Source organism: Methylobacterium sp. Leaf456 (genome assembly GCF_001425465.1).
Lineage (GTDB): Bacteria > Pseudomonadota > Alphaproteobacteria > Rhizobiales > Beijerinckiaceae > Methylobacterium.
This window is the reverse complement of the sequence record NZ_LMQV01000012.1, coordinates 16,935-35,646: the sequence shown is the minus strand read 5'-3', so window position 1 is coordinate 35,646 and position 18,712 is coordinate 16,935. Positions and strand designations below refer to the sequence as shown.

At 69.8% G+C, this 18,712-nt stretch carries 18 protein-coding genes; 13 read left to right on the top strand and 5 right to left on the bottom strand.

The window, feature by feature from the left end; all coding sequences use genetic code 11:
• The first annotated feature begins 114 nt into the window (after window positions 1-114).
• The 6 genes from ASG52_RS10145 (at window position 115) to eutC (ending at window position 6,200) form a co-directional block, all read left to right on the top strand.
• Window positions 115-858, top strand: a complete 744-nt coding sequence (locus tag ASG52_RS10145) for a (Fe-S)-binding protein (protein WP_056242548.1) — start codon at window positions 115-117, stop codon at window positions 856-858.
• Window positions 855-2,426, top strand: coding sequence for a lactate utilization protein B (locus ASG52_RS10140; RefSeq protein WP_056242546.1), 1,572 nt, complete (start codon window positions 855-857; stop codon window positions 2,424-2,426). The genes ASG52_RS10145 and ASG52_RS10140 overlap by 4 nt, the downstream gene beginning before the upstream one ends.
• Window positions 2,423-3,028 (top strand): LutC/YkgG family protein, encoded by a 606-nt coding sequence (locus tag ASG52_RS10135; protein ID WP_056242544.1) that lies wholly within the window; start codon window positions 2,423-2,425, stop codon window positions 3,026-3,028. Before ASG52_RS10140 ends, ASG52_RS10135 begins: the two co-directional genes overlap by 4 nt.
• A gap of 87 nt (window positions 3,029-3,115) precedes the next feature.
• Window positions 3,116-3,976, top strand: a complete 861-nt coding sequence (locus tag ASG52_RS10130; RefSeq protein ID WP_056242541.1) for a transglutaminase-like domain-containing protein — start codon at window positions 3,116-3,118, stop codon at window positions 3,974-3,976.
• Between the two features lie 62 nt (window positions 3,977-4,038).
• The gene (locus tag ASG52_RS10125; RefSeq protein ID WP_056242539.1) at window positions 4,039-5,421 is read left to right on the top strand and encodes an ethanolamine ammonia-lyase subunit EutB; all 1,383 of its coding nucleotides are present in this window, start codon (window positions 4,039-4,041) and stop codon (window positions 5,419-5,421) included.
• Complete coding sequence (gene eutC / locus ASG52_RS10120; protein WP_056242537.1) at window positions 5,418-6,200, top strand: ethanolamine ammonia-lyase subunit EutC; 783 nt, start codon at window positions 5,418-5,420, stop codon at window positions 6,198-6,200. Before ASG52_RS10125 ends, eutC begins: the two co-directional genes overlap by 4 nt.
• Before the next feature lie 4 nt (window positions 6,201-6,204).
• Here the strand turns inward: eutC and ASG52_RS10115 are convergent, their stop codons facing one another.
• Complete coding sequence (locus tag ASG52_RS10115) at window positions 6,205-7,656, bottom strand: carbohydrate porin (RefSeq protein ID WP_056242535.1); 1,452 nt, start codon at window positions 7,654-7,656, stop codon at window positions 6,205-6,207.
• Between the two features lie 569 nt (window positions 7,657-8,225).
• Between ASG52_RS10115 and ilvD the strand changes: the two genes are divergently transcribed.
• The 3 genes from ilvD to ASG52_RS10100 all read left to right on the top strand — a co-directional run bounded on the left by ilvD (window position 8,226) and on the right by ASG52_RS10100 (window position 11,534).
• Window positions 8,226-9,956 carry a dihydroxy-acid dehydratase gene (ilvD, locus tag ASG52_RS10110; protein WP_056242532.1) on the top strand — a complete coding sequence of 577 codons (1,731 nt, stop codon included), beginning with the start codon at window positions 8,226-8,228 and terminating at the stop codon, window positions 9,954-9,956.
• Window positions 9,943-10,830 carry a tetratricopeptide repeat protein gene (locus ASG52_RS10105; protein WP_056242529.1) on the top strand — a complete coding sequence of 296 codons (888 nt, stop codon included), beginning with the start codon at window positions 9,943-9,945 and terminating at the stop codon, window positions 10,828-10,830. The genes ilvD and ASG52_RS10105 overlap by 14 nt, the downstream gene beginning before the upstream one ends.
• A gap of 164 nt (window positions 10,831-10,994) precedes the next feature.
• Window positions 10,995-11,534 (top strand): GAF domain-containing protein, encoded by a 540-nt coding sequence (locus ASG52_RS10100; protein ID WP_056242528.1) that lies wholly within the window; start codon window positions 10,995-10,997, stop codon window positions 11,532-11,534.
• 389 nt (window positions 11,535-11,923) lie between these two features.
• Here the strand turns inward: ASG52_RS10100 and ychF are convergent, their stop codons facing one another.
• The 3 genes from ychF to ASG52_RS10085 all read right to left on the bottom strand — a co-directional run bounded on the left by ychF (window position 11,924) and on the right by ASG52_RS10085 (window position 14,579).
• Window positions 11,924-13,021 carry a redox-regulated ATPase YchF gene (gene ychF, locus ASG52_RS10095; RefSeq protein WP_056242527.1) on the bottom strand — a complete coding sequence of 366 codons (1,098 nt, stop codon included), beginning with the start codon at window positions 13,019-13,021 and terminating at the stop codon, window positions 11,924-11,926.
• 92 nt (window positions 13,022-13,113) lie between these two features.
• Entirely contained in the window at window positions 13,114-13,746 is a 633-nt protein-coding gene (gene pth / locus ASG52_RS10090) for an aminoacyl-tRNA hydrolase (RefSeq protein WP_056242526.1), read from the bottom strand.
• Window positions 13,747-13,886: 140 nt separating this feature from the next.
• On the bottom strand, window positions 13,887-14,579 hold the full coding sequence (locus ASG52_RS10085) for a 50S ribosomal protein L25/general stress protein Ctc (protein WP_056242524.1): 693 nt from the start codon (window positions 14,577-14,579) through the stop codon (window positions 13,887-13,889).
• 314 nt (window positions 14,580-14,893) lie between these two features.
• Here ASG52_RS10085 and ASG52_RS10080 point away from each other — a divergent pair, with 314 nt between their 5' ends.
• Window positions 14,894-15,145 carry a hypothetical protein gene (locus tag ASG52_RS10080; protein ID WP_056242521.1) on the top strand — a complete coding sequence of 84 codons (252 nt, stop codon included), beginning with the start codon at window positions 14,894-14,896 and terminating at the stop codon, window positions 15,143-15,145.
• A 77-nt stretch (window positions 15,146-15,222) separates the two neighbouring features.
• Here the strand turns inward: ASG52_RS10080 and ASG52_RS10075 are convergent, their stop codons facing one another.
• Entirely contained in the window at window positions 15,223-15,612 is a 390-nt protein-coding gene (locus ASG52_RS10075) for a response regulator (RefSeq protein WP_056242519.1), read from the bottom strand.
• A gap of 211 nt (window positions 15,613-15,823) precedes the next feature.
• Between ASG52_RS10075 and ASG52_RS10070 the strand changes: the two genes are divergently transcribed.
• From ASG52_RS10070 to ASG52_RS10060, 3 genes are read left to right on the top strand one after another with little or no spacing between them, the layout of a single operon-like run.
• Entirely contained in the window at window positions 15,824-16,801 is a 978-nt protein-coding gene (locus ASG52_RS10070) for a glycine betaine ABC transporter substrate-binding protein (RefSeq protein ID WP_056242517.1), read from the top strand.
• Window positions 16,798-17,958 carry an ABC transporter permease subunit gene (locus ASG52_RS10065; RefSeq protein WP_056242514.1) on the top strand — a complete coding sequence of 387 codons (1,161 nt, stop codon included), beginning with the start codon at window positions 16,798-16,800 and terminating at the stop codon, window positions 17,956-17,958. Before ASG52_RS10070 ends, ASG52_RS10065 begins: the two co-directional genes overlap by 4 nt.
• On the top strand, window positions 17,955-18,662 hold the full coding sequence (locus ASG52_RS10060) for an ABC transporter permease (protein WP_056242512.1): 708 nt from the start codon (window positions 17,955-17,957) through the stop codon (window positions 18,660-18,662). The genes ASG52_RS10065 and ASG52_RS10060 overlap by 4 nt, the downstream gene beginning before the upstream one ends.
• The last annotated feature ends 50 nt before the right edge of the window (window positions 18,663-18,712 follow it).

The following is an 18,712-nucleotide window of genomic DNA, read 5'->3' as shown; positions in this document are numbered from 1 at the left end:
GCCCGGCGGGCGCTTGGAACCGAGGCGCCAGGGGCGTATTGCACCCACAGCGTCAGCTTGTAACCGTTCCATGGGACGAGCCACGCCACGGTTTCAACAAGCTATAGAAGCGCCATGCGGATCGGGCTGTTCGTCCCCTGCTACGTCGATGCGTTCGAGCCGGAGGTCGGCATCGCGACGCTGGAACTGCTGGAGCGGTTCGGCCTCGACGTCGAATATCCGTTCGACCAGACCTGCTGCGGCCAGCCTATGACCAACACCGGTTGCCACGCCGAGGCCGCCGCCACCGAGGCCCTGTTCGTCAAGAACTTTTCCGGGTTCGACTACGTCGTCGCCCCGTCGGGCTCCTGCGTGCATCAGGTGCGCGAGCACCTCACCGCCATCCCGCAGACCGACGAGGTGAAGGCGGTACGTTCGAAGACCTTCGAGCTGGTTGAGTTCCTGCACGACGTGATGAAGATCGAGGAACTGCCCTGGGCGGCCTTCCCGCACCGGGTCGCCTACCACTCGAACTGCAACGCTTTGCGCGGCATCGGCCATGCCCGGCCCAGCGAGCTGAACCGGCCGTACTTCTCCAAGCCCCTCAACCTCCTGAAGAAGGTGAAAGGCATCGAGATCGTCGATCTGGCGCGGCCCGACGAGTGCTGCGGCTTCGGCGGCACCTTCTCGGTGTTCGAGCCCGCGGTCTCGGCCAAGATGGGCTACGACAAGGTGACGGATCAGGCCCGCGCTGGGGCCGACTACGTCGTCTCGGCCGATTCCTCCTGCCTGATGCATCAGAAGGGCTGCGCCGAGCGCCTCGGCGTGCCGCTGAAATACATCCACATCGCCCAGGTGCTGAACGGAGCCGCGGCATGAGCGAGGAGCTTCAATCCCGCGAGCGCGAGGGCGTGATCCACCCGGAGGTGCGCGCCCGGAGCGACGAGAGCGAGCGCGGCCCCGACGGCCAGCGCCTCCAGCACGCGGAAGCCGCTTCGAAGCCGATCCGCGCCGACGCCCCCCGCGAGCCGCAGCCCCGCGGCGCCAAGGTGAAGGGCAACCGCCCGATCGATCAGGCCGAGGCCGCCGAGCGCTTCCTCGCCGCGCCGCTGCACCAGAAGGCCCATGACGAGCGCCTCTGGGACGTGCGCAAGAAGCGCGACACCGCCGCCCACGGCATCCCCGAATGGGAGGAGCTGCGCGAGATCGCCTCGCAGATCAAGGCGCACACCCTCACCCATCTCGACACCTACCTCGAACAGTTCGAGGCGGCAGCCAAGGCGAACGGCGTCCACGTCCACTGGGCCGAGGACGGGGCGGCGCACAACCGCATCGTCCTCGACATCCTGCAAAAACACGGCGCGAAGTCGCTCGTGAAGTCGAAGTCGATGCTGACCGAGGAGTGTGGCTTCCGCCACTTCATGGCGGCCAACGGCATCGACATCATCGAGACCGATCTCGGCGAGCGCATCCAGCAGCTCGACGACGAGGAGCCGAGCCACGTCGTCATGCCCGCCGTCCACAAGACGCGGCTCGACGTGGCCGACGTGTTCGCCCGTACGCTCGGCACCGACCCGGACAACGACGACGCTCACTACCTCGCCGAGAGCCAGCGCGAGACGACGCGCCCGCTGATCCTCAAGGCCGATGCGGGGCTGACCGGCTGCAACTTCGCCATCGCCGAGACCGGCACGGTGGTCACCTGCACCAACGAGGGCAACGCCGACCTCTCGGGCAACGTGCCGCCGCTGCAGATCCACTCGATCGGCATCGAGAAGATCGTCCCCAAGGTCGAACATCTCGGCGTGTTCATCCGCCTGCTGTCGCGCTCCGCGCTCGGCTCGCCGATCACGCAGTACACCTCGCATTTCCGGGGCCCGCGGCCAGGGACCGAGATGCACATGGTGCTGGTCGACAACGGCCGCTCCGAGCGGCTCGGGATGGAGGAGTTCTGGACCTCGCTCAAATGCATCCGCTGCGGCGCCTGCATGAACACCTGCCCGGTCTACCGGCGCAGCGGCGGCCTCTCCTACGGCGCGACTTATTCCGGCCCGATCGGGCTCATCATCGATCCGACCTTCAACAAGCGCAAATACTCGACCCTGCCGTTCTCCTCGACCATGAACGGCTCCTGCACCAACGTCTGCCCGGTCAAGATCAACATCCATGAGCAGATCTTTGCGTGGCGCAAGGTGCTGGCCGAGGAGCACCAGATCCCGCTGCTGAAGCAGGGCATGATGAAGGCCGCGGGCGCGGTGCTGAGCCGCCCCGCCGCCTACCGCGCCGCGATCGGGGCCGCCGATTCGGCGCTGCGCGTCCTGCCGCGCTTCGCCGTCTACAACCCGGCCAACACCTGGGGGAAGAAGCGCGAGATGCCCCACGCCCCACGCCAGAGTTTCCACGCGTGGTACCGGCAGAACCGCATGAACAAGGATGGGCAATCGTGAGCGCCCGCGAGGCCATTTTCGCCCGGCTCAAGGCCAACCGGCCGGCGGGCGATTACCCGCTGCCCGCGGTCCCGGATTTCGCTCCCCTCGTCGGCGACGATCTCGTGGCCGAGTTCGCCGAGCGGCTGGCCCGGATGGGCGGCCGCGTCGAGCGCGCCGGCAGCCCCGCCGACCCGTTCGCCCCCGTGCGCTCGCGGCTCGCGGGCGCGGCGGTGATCGCCTCCGCCGTCCCGGAATTCACCGGCAACCGCGATCTCCGGGCGGCGCAGCGCCCGCAGGACATGGCCGACGTGGACGTGGCGATTGTGCGCGCACGCTTCGGCGTCGCCGAGACCGGCTCGGTGCTGTTCACGCAAGACGACCTGATCGTGAACGCGGTCGCCTACCTCGCCCAGCACCTGATCGTGCTGCTCGATCCCGCCGATCTCCTGACCAATATTCAGGCGGCCTATCGACGCCCGGAATTCGGGCGATCCGCCTACGCCGTGCTCCATACCGGGCCGTCCGCGACCGCCGACATCGAGGGCGTGTTGATCCACGGGGCACAGGGCGTGCGCTCGCTCACCGTGCTTCTGTTGCAGCGCAAAATTCAGGCAGCGTGAAAGCGGAGCCGTAGAGGTTTCCGGACGTTTGCGACGAAACGCCTCCGGCCACGGAGGAACCTTCGTCCAACGAACCCGGAGCCCCCCGTGCGCTTCAAGCTCGGCTGCAGCCTCGCCTACGAGGTCAAGACGCCCACAACCTTCATCTTCAACGTGGAGGTCGCCCACCTGAAGAGCCTCGCGGTGATGAGTGAGACCCTGACGCTCGCGCCCGACCTGTCCCGCCGCACCTACGTCACGCCCGATCTCAAGAATCGCTATCTCGGCGTCAACGTCGCGCCCGGCCCGTTCTCGCTGGAATACAACGCCGAGGTCGAACTGACGGTCTTGCGGGCCGACCCCGAGACGATCCGCGAGACGCCGGTCTCGGAGCTGCCGCTCGACATCCTGCCGTTCCTGCTGCCGAGCCGCTTCGTCTCCTCCGACCGGCTCGCGCCGTTCGCGCAGGCCGAGTTCGGGCACCTGCCCAAGGGGCACCAGCGCGTCAACGCGATCTGCAACTGGATTCACGACCACATCGCCTATCAGCGCGGCGCCAGCGACGGCGAGACCACCGCCGACGAGAGCCTGCTGAAGCGGGCGGGCGTGTGCCGCGATTTCGCCCATCTCGGCACCGCCTTCTGCCGCGCGCTCGGCATCCCGGCCCGGTTCGTGAGCTGCTACGCCTACGGCCTCGTGCCGCGCGACTTCCACGCCGTGTTCGAGGCCTATCTCGACGGACGCTGGTGGCTGTTCGACGCCACGCGCCAAGCCCATCTCGACGGGCTGGTCCGCATCGGCATCGGCCGCGACGCCGCCGAGATCGCGTTCTCGACGCCCTACGGCGAGATGGAGTCGACAGGCATGGAGATCCGCATCGACCGCGCCGACGGTGGTCCGGAGCCCCCCGAGCGCACGGTCGATGCGATCTCGACGGAGGAGCCGGCGCCCCATGCCGGGGCGGCGTAACCGCCACCTCGACATCTCCCCCGATCCTTGCATCCTGTGATCAGAGGCAGGAGCGACACCGGATGCCCTATCGCCATACCGTCGGCCCACGCACCCACGTCTTCGCCGATCTGGCGACCCTGATGGCGAAGGCGACGCCGATCCGCTCCGGCGATTGCCTCGCCGGCATCGCCGCCGAATCGGCCGAGGAGAACATGGCGGCGCGCTGGTGCCTTGCCGAGGTGCCGCTGAAGGACATCCTGGCCCGGCCGCTGATCGGTTACGAGGACGACGACGTCACCCGCCTGATCCTCGACGACCACGACGAGGCGGCGTTCTCCGAGATCACCTCTCTCACCGTCGGCGATTTCCGCGAGTTCCTGCTCACCGCATCGTCGGAGACGCTGGCCCGCATCGCGCCGGGGGTGACGCCGGAGATCGCGGCGGCGGTCTCGAAGATCATGCGTAACCAGGACCTGATCTTGGTCGCCCGCAAGTGCCGCGTGGTGACGAAGTTCCGCAACACCATCGGCCTGCCCGGCACGCTCGCCGTACGGCTCCAGCCCAACCACCCGACCGACGACCTCGCGGGCGTCACCGCCTCGATCCTCGACGGGCTGTCCTACGGCTGCGGCGACGCGGTGATCGGCATCAATCCGGTCTCCGATTCGATCCAGACCATGGCCGGCCTGCTGCGGCTGTTCGACGGGATCATCGCGCGGCTCGAAATCCCGACTCAGGCCTGCGTCCTCACCCACGTCACGACGACGCTCGACGCGATGAACCGGGGGCTGCCGGTCGATCTCGTGTTCCAGTCCATCGCCGGCACGCAGCGGGCCAATGCCAGCTTCGGCGTCACCCTGCCGATCCTGCAGGAGGCGCACGAGGCCGCGCTTGCTTTGAAGCGCGGCACGCTCGGCGACAACGTGATGTATTTCGAGACCGGCCAGGGCTCGGCGCTCTCGGCCGACGCTCATCACGGCATCGACCAGCAGACGCTGGAGGCCCGAGCCTACGCCGTCGCCCGGCGCTACCGGCCGCTGCTGGTCAATACGGTGGTGGGATTCATCGGGCCCGAATACCTCTACAACGGCAAGGAGATCATCCGGGCCGGGCTGGAAGATCATTTCTGCGGCAAGCTCATGGGCGTGCCGCTCGGCGTCGATGTCTGCTACACCAACCACGCCGAGGCCGATCAGGACGACATGGACACCCTGCTGACGCTTCTGGGCGCGGCTGGCTGCACCTACGTGATGGGCATTCCCGGCGCCGACGACGTGATGCTGAACTACCAGTCCACCTCGTTCCACGACCAGCTCTACATCCGCGAGGTGCTGGGGCTGAAGCGGGCGCCGGAATTCGAGGAATGGCTCGCCCGCATCGGCCTCACCGATTCCGCCGGCACGCTGCTCCCCGGCGGGGCCGCCGCCCGCCTGCTCACCGCCGCGCCGGACCTCGCCGCATGAGCGAACCCGACGACCTCTGGCAGCGCCTCGCCGGGCTGACCCCGGCCCGAATCGGCCTCGGGCGGGCCGGCGCCGGCTTGCCGACCCGCGAGGTGCTGAAGTTCGGCCTCGCCCACGCCCAGGCCCGCGACGCCGTCCACACGCCGCTGGACGCCGCACAGGTCGCCGCCGAGATCGAGGCGTTGGGGTTCGCCACCGTGACGGTCGCCTCCCGTGCCGAGGACCGTGCCACCTATCTGCGCCGCCCCGATTACGGCCGCCGCCTCTCGCCCGAGAGCCACGCGGCCCTCGCCGAGGCCGCGGGCGAGCCGGTTGACTTGGCCCTCGTCGTCGCCGACGGCCTCTCGGCCCGCGCGGTCCACGAGGGCGCGGCGGCGATGCTTAAGGCGTTCCAGCCGCATGCGGAAAAAGCCGGCTGGCGCCTCGCTCCGGTGACCATCGCCGCCCAAGCCCGCGTCGCGCTCGGCGACGAGGCCGGCGAAGCGCTCAAGGCCCGCGCGGTCGCGGTGCTGATCGGCGAGCGCCCCGGCCTTTCCTCCCCCGACAGCCTCGGCCTCTACGTCACCTTCGAACCCAGACCCGGCCGCTCGGACGCGGAGCGCAACTGCATCTCGAACGTGCGTCCGGCCGGGCTCTCGCACGAGTTGGCCGCGTTCAAGCTGAACTGGCTGCTGACCCAGGCCTTCTCCCGCGGGCTGACGGGCGTGAACCTCAAGGACGAGAGCGACCGGCTGATCGAGGCGGCGGACTCGCCCGAGGCCCTGGCGCCACCCGCTTGATGCGTCAGCCCGGCGCGAGGCCGAGGATCGAGCCGAGCGGCACGATCAGCGTGGCGCCGACGTAGAACCCGTCCTTGGAGCGATTCGGCGTGAACGGGTTCCAGTAGGAATTGCCGTTGACGAGGTACTGCACCACCGGCTCGAAGAAGACGCCCTTGCCGAGCGCCAGATGGGCGTTGGCCTCGAACACGAGCTTGTCCCGAGGATAGGCGCCGCCCGGCCCGCCGGAAATCGAATTGGCGTCGCCGAGGAAGCGCGCGTAGTCGGGGGCGATGCGCTGCCAATTCACCTTGATGCCGTACCGGTCGAGCGGACGGCTCTGGTCGGGCGCCTGCAAAGTTAGACCGGCAAACGCGTTCCAGCGGATCGGGATCGTCGGATCGGGCGCATAGGCGAGGCTGGTATAGGCCTGGAGCGAGGTTGGGTTCGGGTTGTTGGCGTCCGCACCATGGTCGGCGCGCCAGACCACCTGCGAGCCGGTCAGGATGACGCCGGAGGTGCCCGCGCGCTGCAGCACCGGCTCGCCGGGGTTCAGCCCCTTCGAGCGCCCGGACACCGTCCGAACGTTGTCTTCGTGGTCGGCGGTGTTGACGAAGCCGGTCAGGGCCACGCGGCTCGGATAGGGATCGGTCGCGAAGGTGGTCGTGCGGCCGATCTCGGCGAGCGTCACGACGCCGTTCAGCGGCTCGTGTCCGAAATCCCAGCCGGAGGAGAAGTTGGCTCGCGCCGTCACCGCGAAGGCGCCGGCCTGGATGTAGCTCTCGGGGGTGATCTTGTAGGTGGCGTTGGCGCCCCAGACGCCGTAGAGCGGCGAGGTCAGACCGGCATTGATCTGCAGGATGTCTTGGAAGCAGCTCGCCGCCGACTGGCAGGGCGGCAGCGCGTAGTACCGGTTCGGATGCGTGCGTCCGACCTCGATGGAAAGGCGGTCGTCGAGAAGCCGCTGCTCGTAGGTCAGCACTGAAAGGCGGGCGGAATCGCGGTTGAAGGTCGGCTGGTAGCCCACCGTGGTGTCGCCGACATCGCCATCCATGTTGCGGTTGTTGAAGCGGAAGCCGAACACCGTCTGGGTGATGTGGAACCAGCCGCCGGGAATGCCGGCGAGCCGGTCGAGGTCGGCGTCGAGGCTGAGCAGGAAGTAGGCCGAGTTCGAGAGCTGGCCGGGGCGCAGGCCCGCGCTCGGGTTCGAGAAGAAGAACTCGTAGACGTTCACGTCGAAGCTGAGCCCGGCGGCCGCCAGCGAGGCGGCGGTGGGCGCGAGCGGCCCGTGCCACTTCACGCTGCCGTCCGGCGCGACGCCGATCGCCCCCGCATCGGTTCGAGGCCCGGCCTCGCCGGTGAAGGTCTCGACCGCGCTCGGCGACTGGGCGGAGGCGGGGGCCGCTGCGAGGCAAAGGGCGAGCACCGTAGCGGCGAATCGAACCCGGAGGGCGGGAGCAGGCGAGGCATGCGTCATCGACACGGGTCTCCGGCGACCGGGCGCGGTCGAGCGACCGGCCGGCCTGGATGCGCGGTGGTGAGCGAAGGCGGTGATGGAGTTGTGCAGCCGCGGAAGGGTTGCGGCCGCATCGATCGTCCGACGAGGAACGGAAGTCCGCCGCCTTACGATTGATGATGTTTGTTATCCTTTAGATGAACACGGCATCGGTCAATGAAATCGATTTCTGTATTTCAGATGTCTTGCGAAAATCCATTTCGCCGCAAGCTTGGCCCGTAGAACGATGTCGACCGACCGCGTGGGCTCGCCGCTTCGGCACCGTGGGGAGGGAGCGCGGCGGAGGCTTGCCCAAGCGTGGCTGTTGCGGGCCCGACACACCGCGAAACCAACCAGACTTTGCCTTGGGGAGCGCCTTCGAGCGCCGCAATCCCACCATAAACCGGGACGACTTCGGGGTCGCGGTAAATGCTGTCGCTCCAACGCTTTATCGCGGAGTTTCGAGGGTGTCGAAAGACGCTTTCGCGGGTCCCCCGTCCGGGGGTTCCGCGGCCTCGGATGCGTAGCAGGGCCGGGGCACGAGATCAGCGATGGACGCGCGTCAGACCGACAAGTCGAAGCTGCCGAGCCGGCACGTGACGGAGGGGCCCGAGCGGGCGCCGCACCGCTCGTATCTCTACGCCATGGGCCTGACCACCGAGCAGATCCACCAGCCGCTCGTCGGCGTGGCCTCCTGCTGGAACGAGGCGGCCCCCTGCAACATCTCGCTGATGCGCCAGGCGCAGGCGGTGAAGAAGGGCGTGGCCGCCGCCAAGGGCACCCCGCGCGAGTTCTGCACCATCACGGTCACCGACGGCATCGCCATGGGCCACAGCGGCATGCGCGCCTCGCTGCCCTCGCGCGAGGTCATCGCCGATTCGGTCGAGCTGACGATCCGCGGCCATTCCTACGACGCGCTCGTCGGGCTGGCCGGCTGCGACAAGTCGCTGCCCGGCATGATGATGGCCATGGTGCGCCTCAACGTGCCGTCGATCTTCATCTACGGCGGCTCGATTCTGCCCGGCTCGTTCCGCGGCCGCCCGGTCACCGTGCAGGACCTGTTCGAGGCGGTCGGCAAGGTCGCCGTCGGCGACATGAGCCTGGACGACCTCGACGAGCTGGAGCGGGTCGCCTGCCCTTCGGCGGGCGCCTGCGGCGCGCAATTCACCGCGAACACCATGGCGACCGTCTCGGAGGCCATCGGCCTCGCCCTGCCCTACTCCGCCGGCGCCCCGGCTCCGTACGAAATCCGCGATCAATTCTGCGCCGCGGCGGGCGAGAAGGTCATGGAGCTGATCGCAAAGAACATCCGCCCGCGCGACATCGTCACCCGCAAGGCGCTGGAGAACGCCGCCGCGACGGTGGCGGCCTCGGGCGGCTCGACCAACGCGGCTTTGCACCTGCCGGCGATCGCGCATGAATGCGGCATCGAGTTCACGCTGTTCGACGTGGCCGAGATCTTCCGCAAGACGCCGTACATTGCCGACCTGAAGCCCGGCGGGCGCTACGTGGCGAAGGACATGTTCGAGGTCGGCGGCATCCCGCTGCTGATGAAGACCCTGCTCGACCACGGCTACCTGCACGGCGACTGCCTCACCGTGACCGGCCGGACGATTGCGGAAAATCTCGCCAAGGTGGCCTGGAACCCCGATCAGGACGTGGTCTTCCCGGCCGATCGGCCGATCACCGTCACCGGCGGCGTGGTGGGTCTCAAGGGCAACCTCGCCCCCGAGGGTGCCATCGTGAAGGTCGCGGGCATGCCGGCCTCGAGCCAAGTCTTCACCGGGCCTGCCCGCGTGTTCGACGGCGAGGAAGCCTGCTTCGAAGCCGTGCAGAACCGCACCTACAAACCGGGCGAGGTTCTGGTCATCCGCTACGAGGGCCCGAAGGGGGGCCCCGGCATGCGCGAGATGCTCTCGACCACCGCGGCTCTCTACGGCCAGGGCATGGGCGACAAGGTGGCGCTCATCACCGACGGGCGCTTCTCCGGCGCGACCCGCGGCTTCTGCGTCGGCCATGTCGGCCCCGAGGCCGCCATCGGCGGGCCGATCGGCCTGCTGCGCGACGGCGACATGATCACGCTCGACGCCATCGAGGGCACCCTCGACGTGGCGCTCTCGGACGAGGAGCTGGCCCAGCGCCGCTCGGAATGGACGCCGCGGGGCAACACCGCGACCTCCGGCTATCTCTGGAAATACGCGCAGACCGTGGGTCCCGCGGTCAACGGCGCCGTCACGCATCCGGGCGGTGCGAAGGAGACGCACACCTATGCCGATGTCTAGAACCGTCCCTTTCCGGCCCATGCGGCCGGCCGGGGTCGATCTGGATCGGCTCCGGACCGGCCTGCTGGCCGCATTCCTGGGCGCTTGCCTGGCGGTCGCCGCCGTCGATCCCGGCACCGCCCTCGACGCCACCGCCCGCACCCCCGTGCCCGAAAAGGGTTTTCGCTCGGGTCGTGACGCACTCCGCTCGGGCGTGCGCGACTACAACGCGGGCGACAAGCAGGGCGCCGTGCGCGCGCTCGAATACGCCGCCGACCAGGGCCAGACCCTGGCGCTGTGGAAGCTCGGCCGCATGTACGCGGCCGGCGACGGCGTGCCCCAGGACGACCTCAAGGCGTTCGAGTACTTCTCGCGCATCGCCGACGACACCACCGACGACGCGCCCGACACACCGAATTCCGGCGTGCTGGCGAGCGCCTTCAACGCGCTGGGCACCTACTTCCTTGAGGGGATCAAGGGCACCTACGTGCGCCCGAACGCCGAGCGCGCCTACGAGATGTTCAACTACGCGGCGTCCTACTTCGGCGACCCCAACGCACAGTACAACCTCGCCCGGCTCTACCTCGAAGGGACCGGCGTGGAACAGGACCCGCGCAAGGCCGCGCGCTGGTTCAACCTCGCCGCCGAGAAGGGCCATCGCCCGGCCCAGGCGCTGCTCGGCGACCTTCTGGTCAACGGCACCGGCATGCCGCGCCAGACGGTGAAGGGCCTGAGCTGGTTGGCACTCGCGCGGGCCGGGGCGCAGGGCGCGCCGGACGCCTGGATCGTCGATCTGTACGACAAGGCCTGGGCCTCCGCGAGCGAGGCCGACCGGGCCGACGCGATGGCCCAGGCGCAGACGCTCTCGACGGGCTCGACCCGGCGGCGGCGCTGATCCTTGCCTGAACCGGCATGAGCCGGTTTAGGCTGATCACGGCGTGACCGGGAAGACACAGCCATGGGGATCGGCGCGACGTTCGCAACCATTCGTCCGGCCCGATGGTTCCAGCGGTATGCCGTCATCTGTATCGGCACGGCCCCGCACGGTAGCTTGGCGCCATGGTGAATGCGTATCCCAAGGCCGACCCGGCGCTGGAACGGACCGCCGCGCTGCTGGCGGACGCCCGCTCCGCCGACGAGGTGGTCGAGATCCTGCGGCTGACCGCCCGGCGGATCGCCGGCTCCGACGGCATCGCCGTCGTCCTGCGCGACGGGCGATCCTGCTTCTACGCCGCAGAGGACGCGATCGAGCCGCTCTGGCGCGGCTGCCGCTTCCCCCTCGACGCCTGCGTCTCGGGCTGGGCGATGCTCAACGATGAGACCGTCGTGATCCCGGATATCGGCATCGATCCCCGCGTGCCGCAGCCCGCCTACGCCAACAAGGCGATCTGCAGCCTCGCCATGGTGCCGATCGGCACGCCCGAGCCGGTGGCGGCGCTGGGCGCCTACTGGTGCGCCATGGTGCTGCTCGACCCGACGACGCTGACGCGGATCGAGACGCTGGCCCGGCAGGCCGGGGAGGCCTTGGCGCGGGTGCGGGGCGAAGCGTTGGCCGCGGCCGGTGCCGGGCGGTCGTTGCAGCCGGAAGCGGCTTCGTAGCGAGGACGCCCACCGGGCTCCGCGTCGCACCGTCATTGCGAAGCAACGCCGAAGCAATCCAGGGCGCGACCTCCCCGGAAAGATCGAATTCAGCCGACAATCGGCAGCAGCCGCGCGGACTTTCGAGAATCTGCGGAGCGCTGGATTGATACGGCTTCCCCCTCGCAACGATGGTGTGATTTATTTTGACGCCGTCGTGCGTGTGAAACGAAAGGCTCAGAAGGCCGGGCACGTAAGGGAACGGCGTCGGCCGCGGCGGTGGCGATTTCGACCACGAGGAAGCTGGACAAGGTCACGACCAACACCGCCCCGCGCAGACGCTTCTGCAGCGCCACTGCCCCGAACGGCGTCAGGTCCCAGGCGTGGCCGGGCGGACCTGCGACGAGGCGTCAGTTGGCGAAGCGGAAGTGCAGCACGTCGCCGTCCTGCACGACGTACTCCTTGCCTTCCAGCCGCAGCTTGCCGGCGTCGCGCGCGCCGGACTCGCCGTTCAGCGCGGTGTAGTCCTTGTAGGCGATCGTCTCCGCGCGAATGAAACCCTTCTCGAAGTCGGTGTGGATGACGCCTGCGGCCGCCGGCGCCCGCGTGCCCTTGGTGATCGTCCAGGCGCGGGCCTCCTTCGGGCCGACGGTGAAGTAGGTGACCAGCCCGAGCAGATCGTAGCCGGCGCGGATCACACGGTTGAGGCCGGGCTCGGTCAGGCCGACGGCTTCTAGGAAATCGCCCTGGTCGGCGACCGGCATCACCGCGATCTCGCTCTCGATCTTGGCCGAGACCACCACCGCCACGGCGCCTTCGGCCTTGGCCCGATCGAACACGGCCTGCGAGTGGGCATTGCCCTTGTCGGCATCGCCCTCGTCCACGTTGCAGACGTAGAGGACGGGTTTGGCCGTCATCAGGCCGAGCTGCTGGAACAGACGCTCCTCGTCGGCCTTGCGCTCGACGAGGCGGGCGGGCTTGCCGTCGCGCAGCAGCGGCAGGGCGCGGTTGACGAGGTCGAGGAACTCCTTGGCCTCCTTGTCGGCGCCCTTGGCGCGCTTCTCCAGAGCAACAACGCGCTTCTCCAGGCTGTCGAGGTCGGCCAGCATCAGCTCGGTCTCGATGGTCTCGATGTCGGCGATCGGATCGACCTTGCCCTCGACATGGGTCACGTCGCCGTCCTCGAAGCAGCGCACCACGTGGGCGATGGCATCGACCTCGCGGATGTTGGCCAGGAACTGGTTGCCGAGCCCCTCCCCCTTGGAGGCGCCGCGCACGAGGCCGGCGATGTCCACGAAGGTCAGCCGCGTCGGGATGATCTCCTTCGACGTGGCGATCTTGGCCAACGCGTCGAGGCGCGGATCCGGCACCGCCACCTCACCGACGTTCGGCTCGATGGTGCAGAACGGATAGTTGGCGGCCTGCGCCGCCGCCGTCTGCGTCAGCGCGTTGAAGAGGGTCGACTTGCCGACGTTCGGCAGGCCGACGATGCCGCATTTGAAGCCCATGGCTGGTCCTACAAGTCCACTTTGATCGGTCGGGAGCCGCGCCCGGTTGCGGGCTCCATCGGATTCCGGCGTCGCCGTGTCAATTCGCGACTTTAAGAGGCGTCGCGCGCTTTCGCCTTCCCGGCTTCCGCCGGGGTCTTCACCGTATCCCAGCCGCGGCCGGCCATGGCGAGGTGGACCTTGTTCTGGAAGCTCGCATCCTCGCCCGCGGCCATCACCGGCGCGTGGTCGGCGATGGCCCGGCACAGATCCTCGACCCACGGCTCCTCCGACTTGGCGAAGTCGTTGAGCACGTAGGCATGGACCAGCGCCTTGTCGCCGGGATGGCCGATGCCCAGCCGCACCCGGCGGTAGTCGTTGCCGCATTGGGCGGTGATCGAGCGCAGGCCGTTATGGCCCGCGTTGCCGCCACCGAGCTTCACCCGGAGCTTGGCCGGGGCGAGATCGAGTTCGTCGTGCAGCACGATCACGTCGGCGAGTGCGATCTTGAAAAAGCGCTGCGCCTCGCCGACCGAGCGGCCGGACTCGTTCATGAAGGTCTGCGGCTTCAACAGGATGGCCCGCTCGGTGCCGAGCACCACCTCCGCGGCCTCGCCCTGGAAGCGGCGGCGAAAAGGGCTCGCCCGATGAACGCGGGCGATCTCGTCCACGCCCAGGAAGCCGATGTTGTGGCGGTTTCGCGCGTAGCGCGGGCCGGGATTCCCTAAGCCGACGATGAGCCGCATGCGATGCCCCGCTCCACATGAAAATGCCCCGGCCGGGCGGCCGGGGCATCGCTAGACGATCGTTCTGGATACGAAATCGGGGACGATTGTCTAAATCACTGTGCCGCATCGGCCGGGCGCGGTGACGCGCCCGGACCGGATCACGCCTTGTCGGACTCGTCGGACTTCTCGTCCGCTTCGCCCTCGGCCTCCTCGGCCTTCTCCTCGGCGGCTTCCGCCGACTGCGCCTCGGCGATCGCGGCCTCCTCGGCCTCGACCTCGGCGCCGAGCACCGTCGGCGGGACGATGTTGGCGACCGCGTCGGTCGATTCGCCGGTATAGGTGCCGGCCGGGATCTTGAGGTCGGCGACCGTGATGACGTCGCCGATGGCGCGGCCGGTGAGGTCGCCCTCGACCGCCTCGGGGATCTGGTCGGGCGCGACTTCGAGCTCGATCGTGAAGGCCGAAATGTTGAGCGTGCCGCCCTCCTGCTTGATGCCGGGGGCCGCGTCCTCGTTCACGAAGTGCACCGGCACCTCGACCGTCACGGTCTGGCCCGCGACGACGCGCAGGAAGTCGACGTGCAGCGGCACGCCGGAGACCGGGTCGAGCTGGTAGTCGCGCGGGATCGCGCGGACCTTCTTGCCGCCGACGCCGATCTCGAACAGCGTGGTCTTGAAACCGCCTGCGTAGATCAGCGTGCGGGTGCGGATGAGTTCGATGGCTATGGCCTGCGGAGCCTGGTTGCCGCCGTAGATGACGGCGGGAATCTGGCCCTGGCGACGAACGGCCCGGGCGGCCCCCTTGCCGACCCGGTCGCGTGCCACGGCCTCAAGCGACTTCGGTGCGCTCATGGCGTGATCCTTCACAAGAAAAATGGAGCCGGGACAAACGACAAAGGCCGCCCGAAGCGGACGGCCCGACCGTTCCCCAGCGCGCCCGTGCCTCCAAGGGTGTCTCAAGGGCGCGAGGCGCGCATACACGGGAATGCCGGCGCTGGCAACGCCGCGCCCCCGGATATTGCAGCGCGAACTACTATCGGGACTTCGCAAGTCGAAGGTCCGTCACGTGCGGTGCATCGTCTTGAGCGCGGAAGAATTGGCGGGCCGATTAGGGAACGGCTTCGGATCGGGTCGCGTTCCGGTGCGACAACAGATCGGAGGAAACCATGAAACGCGTATCGCTCGCCGTCCTCGCCACGCTCGCACTCGGCGGCACGGCGCTCGCCACCGAGCAGCCGGGCGCCTCCGGGCACGCCCCCGGCCACGAGATGAAGCAGGGTGACGGTAAGAAGATGCAGGGCTCGCCCAACGCCGCCGGCTTCGACAAGAGCAAGTCGGACGCCACCGGCACAACCGCGCCGGGCCAAGGCTCGGGCGCGGCCAGCGCCACCAGCAGCGACAGCAAGGTCAAGCAGTAAGGCTCGGTGCCGCCGGACCCGTCCGGCGGCATTCTGGCCGAGCGGTCGCGCGTCCGCGATCCGCTCGACGGAGCGGATCAGCCCTGCGCGGCGACGATCGCCGCGATCAGCGTGCGCTTGAGGTCGGCCTGGCTGAACGGCTTCTGCACCACCGGGCGATCACGGAACGGCTCGCGGATGCCCGCGCCACCGTAGCCCGTGGAGAATACGATCGGCAGGTTGCGCTCGGCGATGGCCTCGGCGACCGGATAGATCGGCTCGCCCGCCACGTTCACGTCGAGGATGGCGACGGTGTAGTCCTCCGCGCGCGCCATCTCCAGGGCGGTCGCGAGCCGCGCGGCCGGGCCGACGATCTCGCAGCCGAAATCGAGGAGCATGTCCTCGAGCAGCATCGAGATGGCGGCCTCGTCCTCCACCACGAGCACGCGGGCGCCCGTCAGACGATCCTCGTTCGAATCCACACTCACGCCGGGTCGTCTTCCCTCAGATCCGTTATCGTGACGGAGGGCCTTGGCCGCTCCGACTCGCATCCCAAGACGATTCCGACGAGGCGACACCGGCCGCCGTACGGCCCGCGCCCCCTTCCGGCTCCCGCCCCGGCTCAGGGCAGGCGTCGCTTGGAAAGACAGGCGTGTCAAGCACCGTGGGCGGGGCCGCCATGCTATCGTGAACGCCGCGATGTTAGTCCGAGATACATTTCCGCCCCCCTGTGGCCGGAAGGCCGTCCCCGGCCTCAGCCGCCGCGCCGTGATCGCGGGTGCGGGCGCCGCCGCGCTCGCCGCGTGGCGGCCCCGGCGGGCGGGTGCGGCGGGCGGGTCTCCGCTCGTGATCGGCTCGAAGAGCGACACCGAGGGGGCGCTGCTGGGCAACCTGATCGCGGATGCGCTGGAGAATTCGGGCCTGCCGGTGGAGCGGCGCCTTGGCCTCGGGCCGACGCTGATCGTGCGCTCGGCCCTGCTTTCGGGCGAACTCGACCTCTATCCCGAATATACCGGCAACGTCGCCTTCTTCTCCGGCACCGAGACCGATCCGGCCTGGAAGGCGGGCGAGGCGGCTTACGCCGCCGCGCGCCGCCTCGACGGGGCACGCGGCCTCGTCTGGCTCGGGCGGGCGCCCGCCGACAACACGTGGTGCATCGCGGTCAACGGTCGCCTCGCCCGTGCGGAAAATCTCGTCGGCATGGCGGATTTCGCCCGGATGGTCGGCGCCGACCGCATTCGGCTCGCCGCCTCGACCGAGTTCGTCGAGAGCCCTGCCGCGCTTCCCGCCTTCGAGGCGGCCTACGGCTTCCGTCTGCCGACGAACCGCATCGTCAGCCTGCCGGGCGGCGACACCGCGGTGACCGCGCGGGCGGCGGCGGAAAACATCAGCGGGGTCAATGCCGGCATGGTCTACGGCACCGACGGGGCGTTGTCCGCCCTCGACCTCGTCGTGATGCGCGATCCGCAGCGGGCCCAGATCGTCTACGAGCCGGCCCCGGTGATCCGGGCACAGACGCTGGAACGGCATCCGGAGATCCCGGCCGCCCTCGATCCGCTCTTCGCCGCCCTCGACGCCGCGACCCTGCGCCGCCTCAACGCCGCGGTCGCGGTCGAGGGGCGCACCGCCGAGGCGGTCGCCGCCGAATGGCTCGGGCAGCGGGCCGGGACACGATGACGAGCGCCCCTTTCGGAGTGCGGGCCGTCCTGCTGCCGCTGGCCGCCGCGCTCGCCCTGCCGCTGGTGCTCGGAAGCCTGCCGCTGCTGCACCTCGCGCCGAACCGCCTCGTCACCGGCGCGCCGATTCCCGTCGCGGCGGCGCTCGGCCCCTGGCTGTGGCCGCTGCTGGCGCTGGCCGCGACCGGCCCCGCGCTGGTCGCATCGGGCCGGGGCCGCGCGGGCGCATGGTTCGGCCTGCTCGCCTGCACCGGCGGGTTCGCCCTGCTGCTGACGGGCCTCGGCGCGGGCGCCGCGGAGCTTCTGGTCGGCCAGCCGCCGGCCGCTCGGGCAAGGCTCGCCGCGGGCGCGTGGCTCGCCGGGCTCGGCCTCTGCGCCGGAATCTTTTTGGGGATGCGCGCGAGCCGTCTCCCCGCCGCCGGATGGCTTTCGGCCCTCGTGCTCCTCACTCTAATCGGCGGCCTCGGCGCTGCCGGGACGCTCGACGCCTTCTCCCTCACGGTCGAGTTCCGCGCCCGGCGCGACGGCCTCGCGCGGGCGATCCTCGAACATCTCGCCCTGTCGAGCGGCGCCCTGATCATCGCCGGCCTCGTCACCGCCGCACTCGGGCTTTGGCGGCGCGGGCGCGGCGCCATCGACCTCTTCGTCGGCGGCGTTCAGGTGGTGCCGGCCGTCGCCTTGCTCGGCGGACTGGTTGCCGTTGCCTCCGCTGGGCTCGCGTTGATGCCGGCTCTACGCGCCTACGGCGTCTCGGCGCTCGGTGCCGGGCCGGCGCTCGTGGGCATGGCCGCCTACCTGCTGCTGCCGCTCTGGCGCGGGCTGCAAGGCGCGCTGCGCACCCCCGACCCGGCGACGCTGGACGCCGCCCGCGCCCTCGGGCTGACCCCGCGCCAGACTCTTGCAAGCCTGCGCCTGCCCCTCGGCGCCGGCTTGCTGATCGGCGGCTTGCGCGTCGCGGCGGTGCAGGCGCTCGGCCTCGCGACGCTGGCGCCGCTCGTCGGCGCGGGCGGGCTCGGGCGCCTCGTCTTCGACGGGATGGCGCAGTTCGCCCCCGACCTGATCCTGCTCGGCGCGCTGCCGGTGATCGCCCTCTCGCTCGCCGCCGAATCGGCGCTGAGCGCCGTGGAGGCGGCGGCGCGCCGCCGCTGGCCGTCATGAGGGCAACCTTGGCGCCGCTTCTGCTGGGCCTCGCGCTGGCCGCCGTGAGCCATCCGGCCGTCGCAGGTCGGCTCGCGGGCGGTGCCGGCTCGCGCCCGCTCGCGCTGGACCGCCTCACGGAGTTGGCCGCGAACCACCTCGCGCTCGCCGGAATCGGCTTCCTGATCGTCGCCGGGCTCGGGATCGCCCTCGGCATCGCCGCGACGCGCCCCGGCTTCGCCCGCTTGCGCGGCGGCATCGACGCGCTCGCCGCCTTCGCGCAGAGCCTGCCGCCGGTCGTCGTGGTGGCGCTCGCCCTGCCGGTGCTCGGCTTCGGCGGCCCGCCGACCCTTCTGGCGCTCCTCGCCTACGGCCTGATGCCGACGCTGCGCGGCACCGTCGGCGCCCTCGACGCCGTCTCGCCCGAGGCCCGCGCGGCGGCCGAGGCCATCGGCCTCACTCGGCGGCAGATTCTCACGAAGGTCGAGATACCGCTGGCCGCCCCCGGCCTGATCGAGACGCTGCGCACGGCGCTGATCCTGTCGATCTCGGTCGCGGCGGTGGGCGCTCTGGCCGGCGCCTCCACCCTCGGCACCCCGATCGTCGCCGGCCTCCAGAACCAGAATCTTTCGGGTTTGCTCCAGGGGACGGCGGCGACCGCCGCGCTGGCGTTCCTGGGGGATGCGCTGCTGCTCGCAGTGGGCGGGTTTTTGACGAGGGATTGAAACCGGTGCCGGCTGATCCGCCCGGGTCGAACCGCACCCCCGTCGTTGCG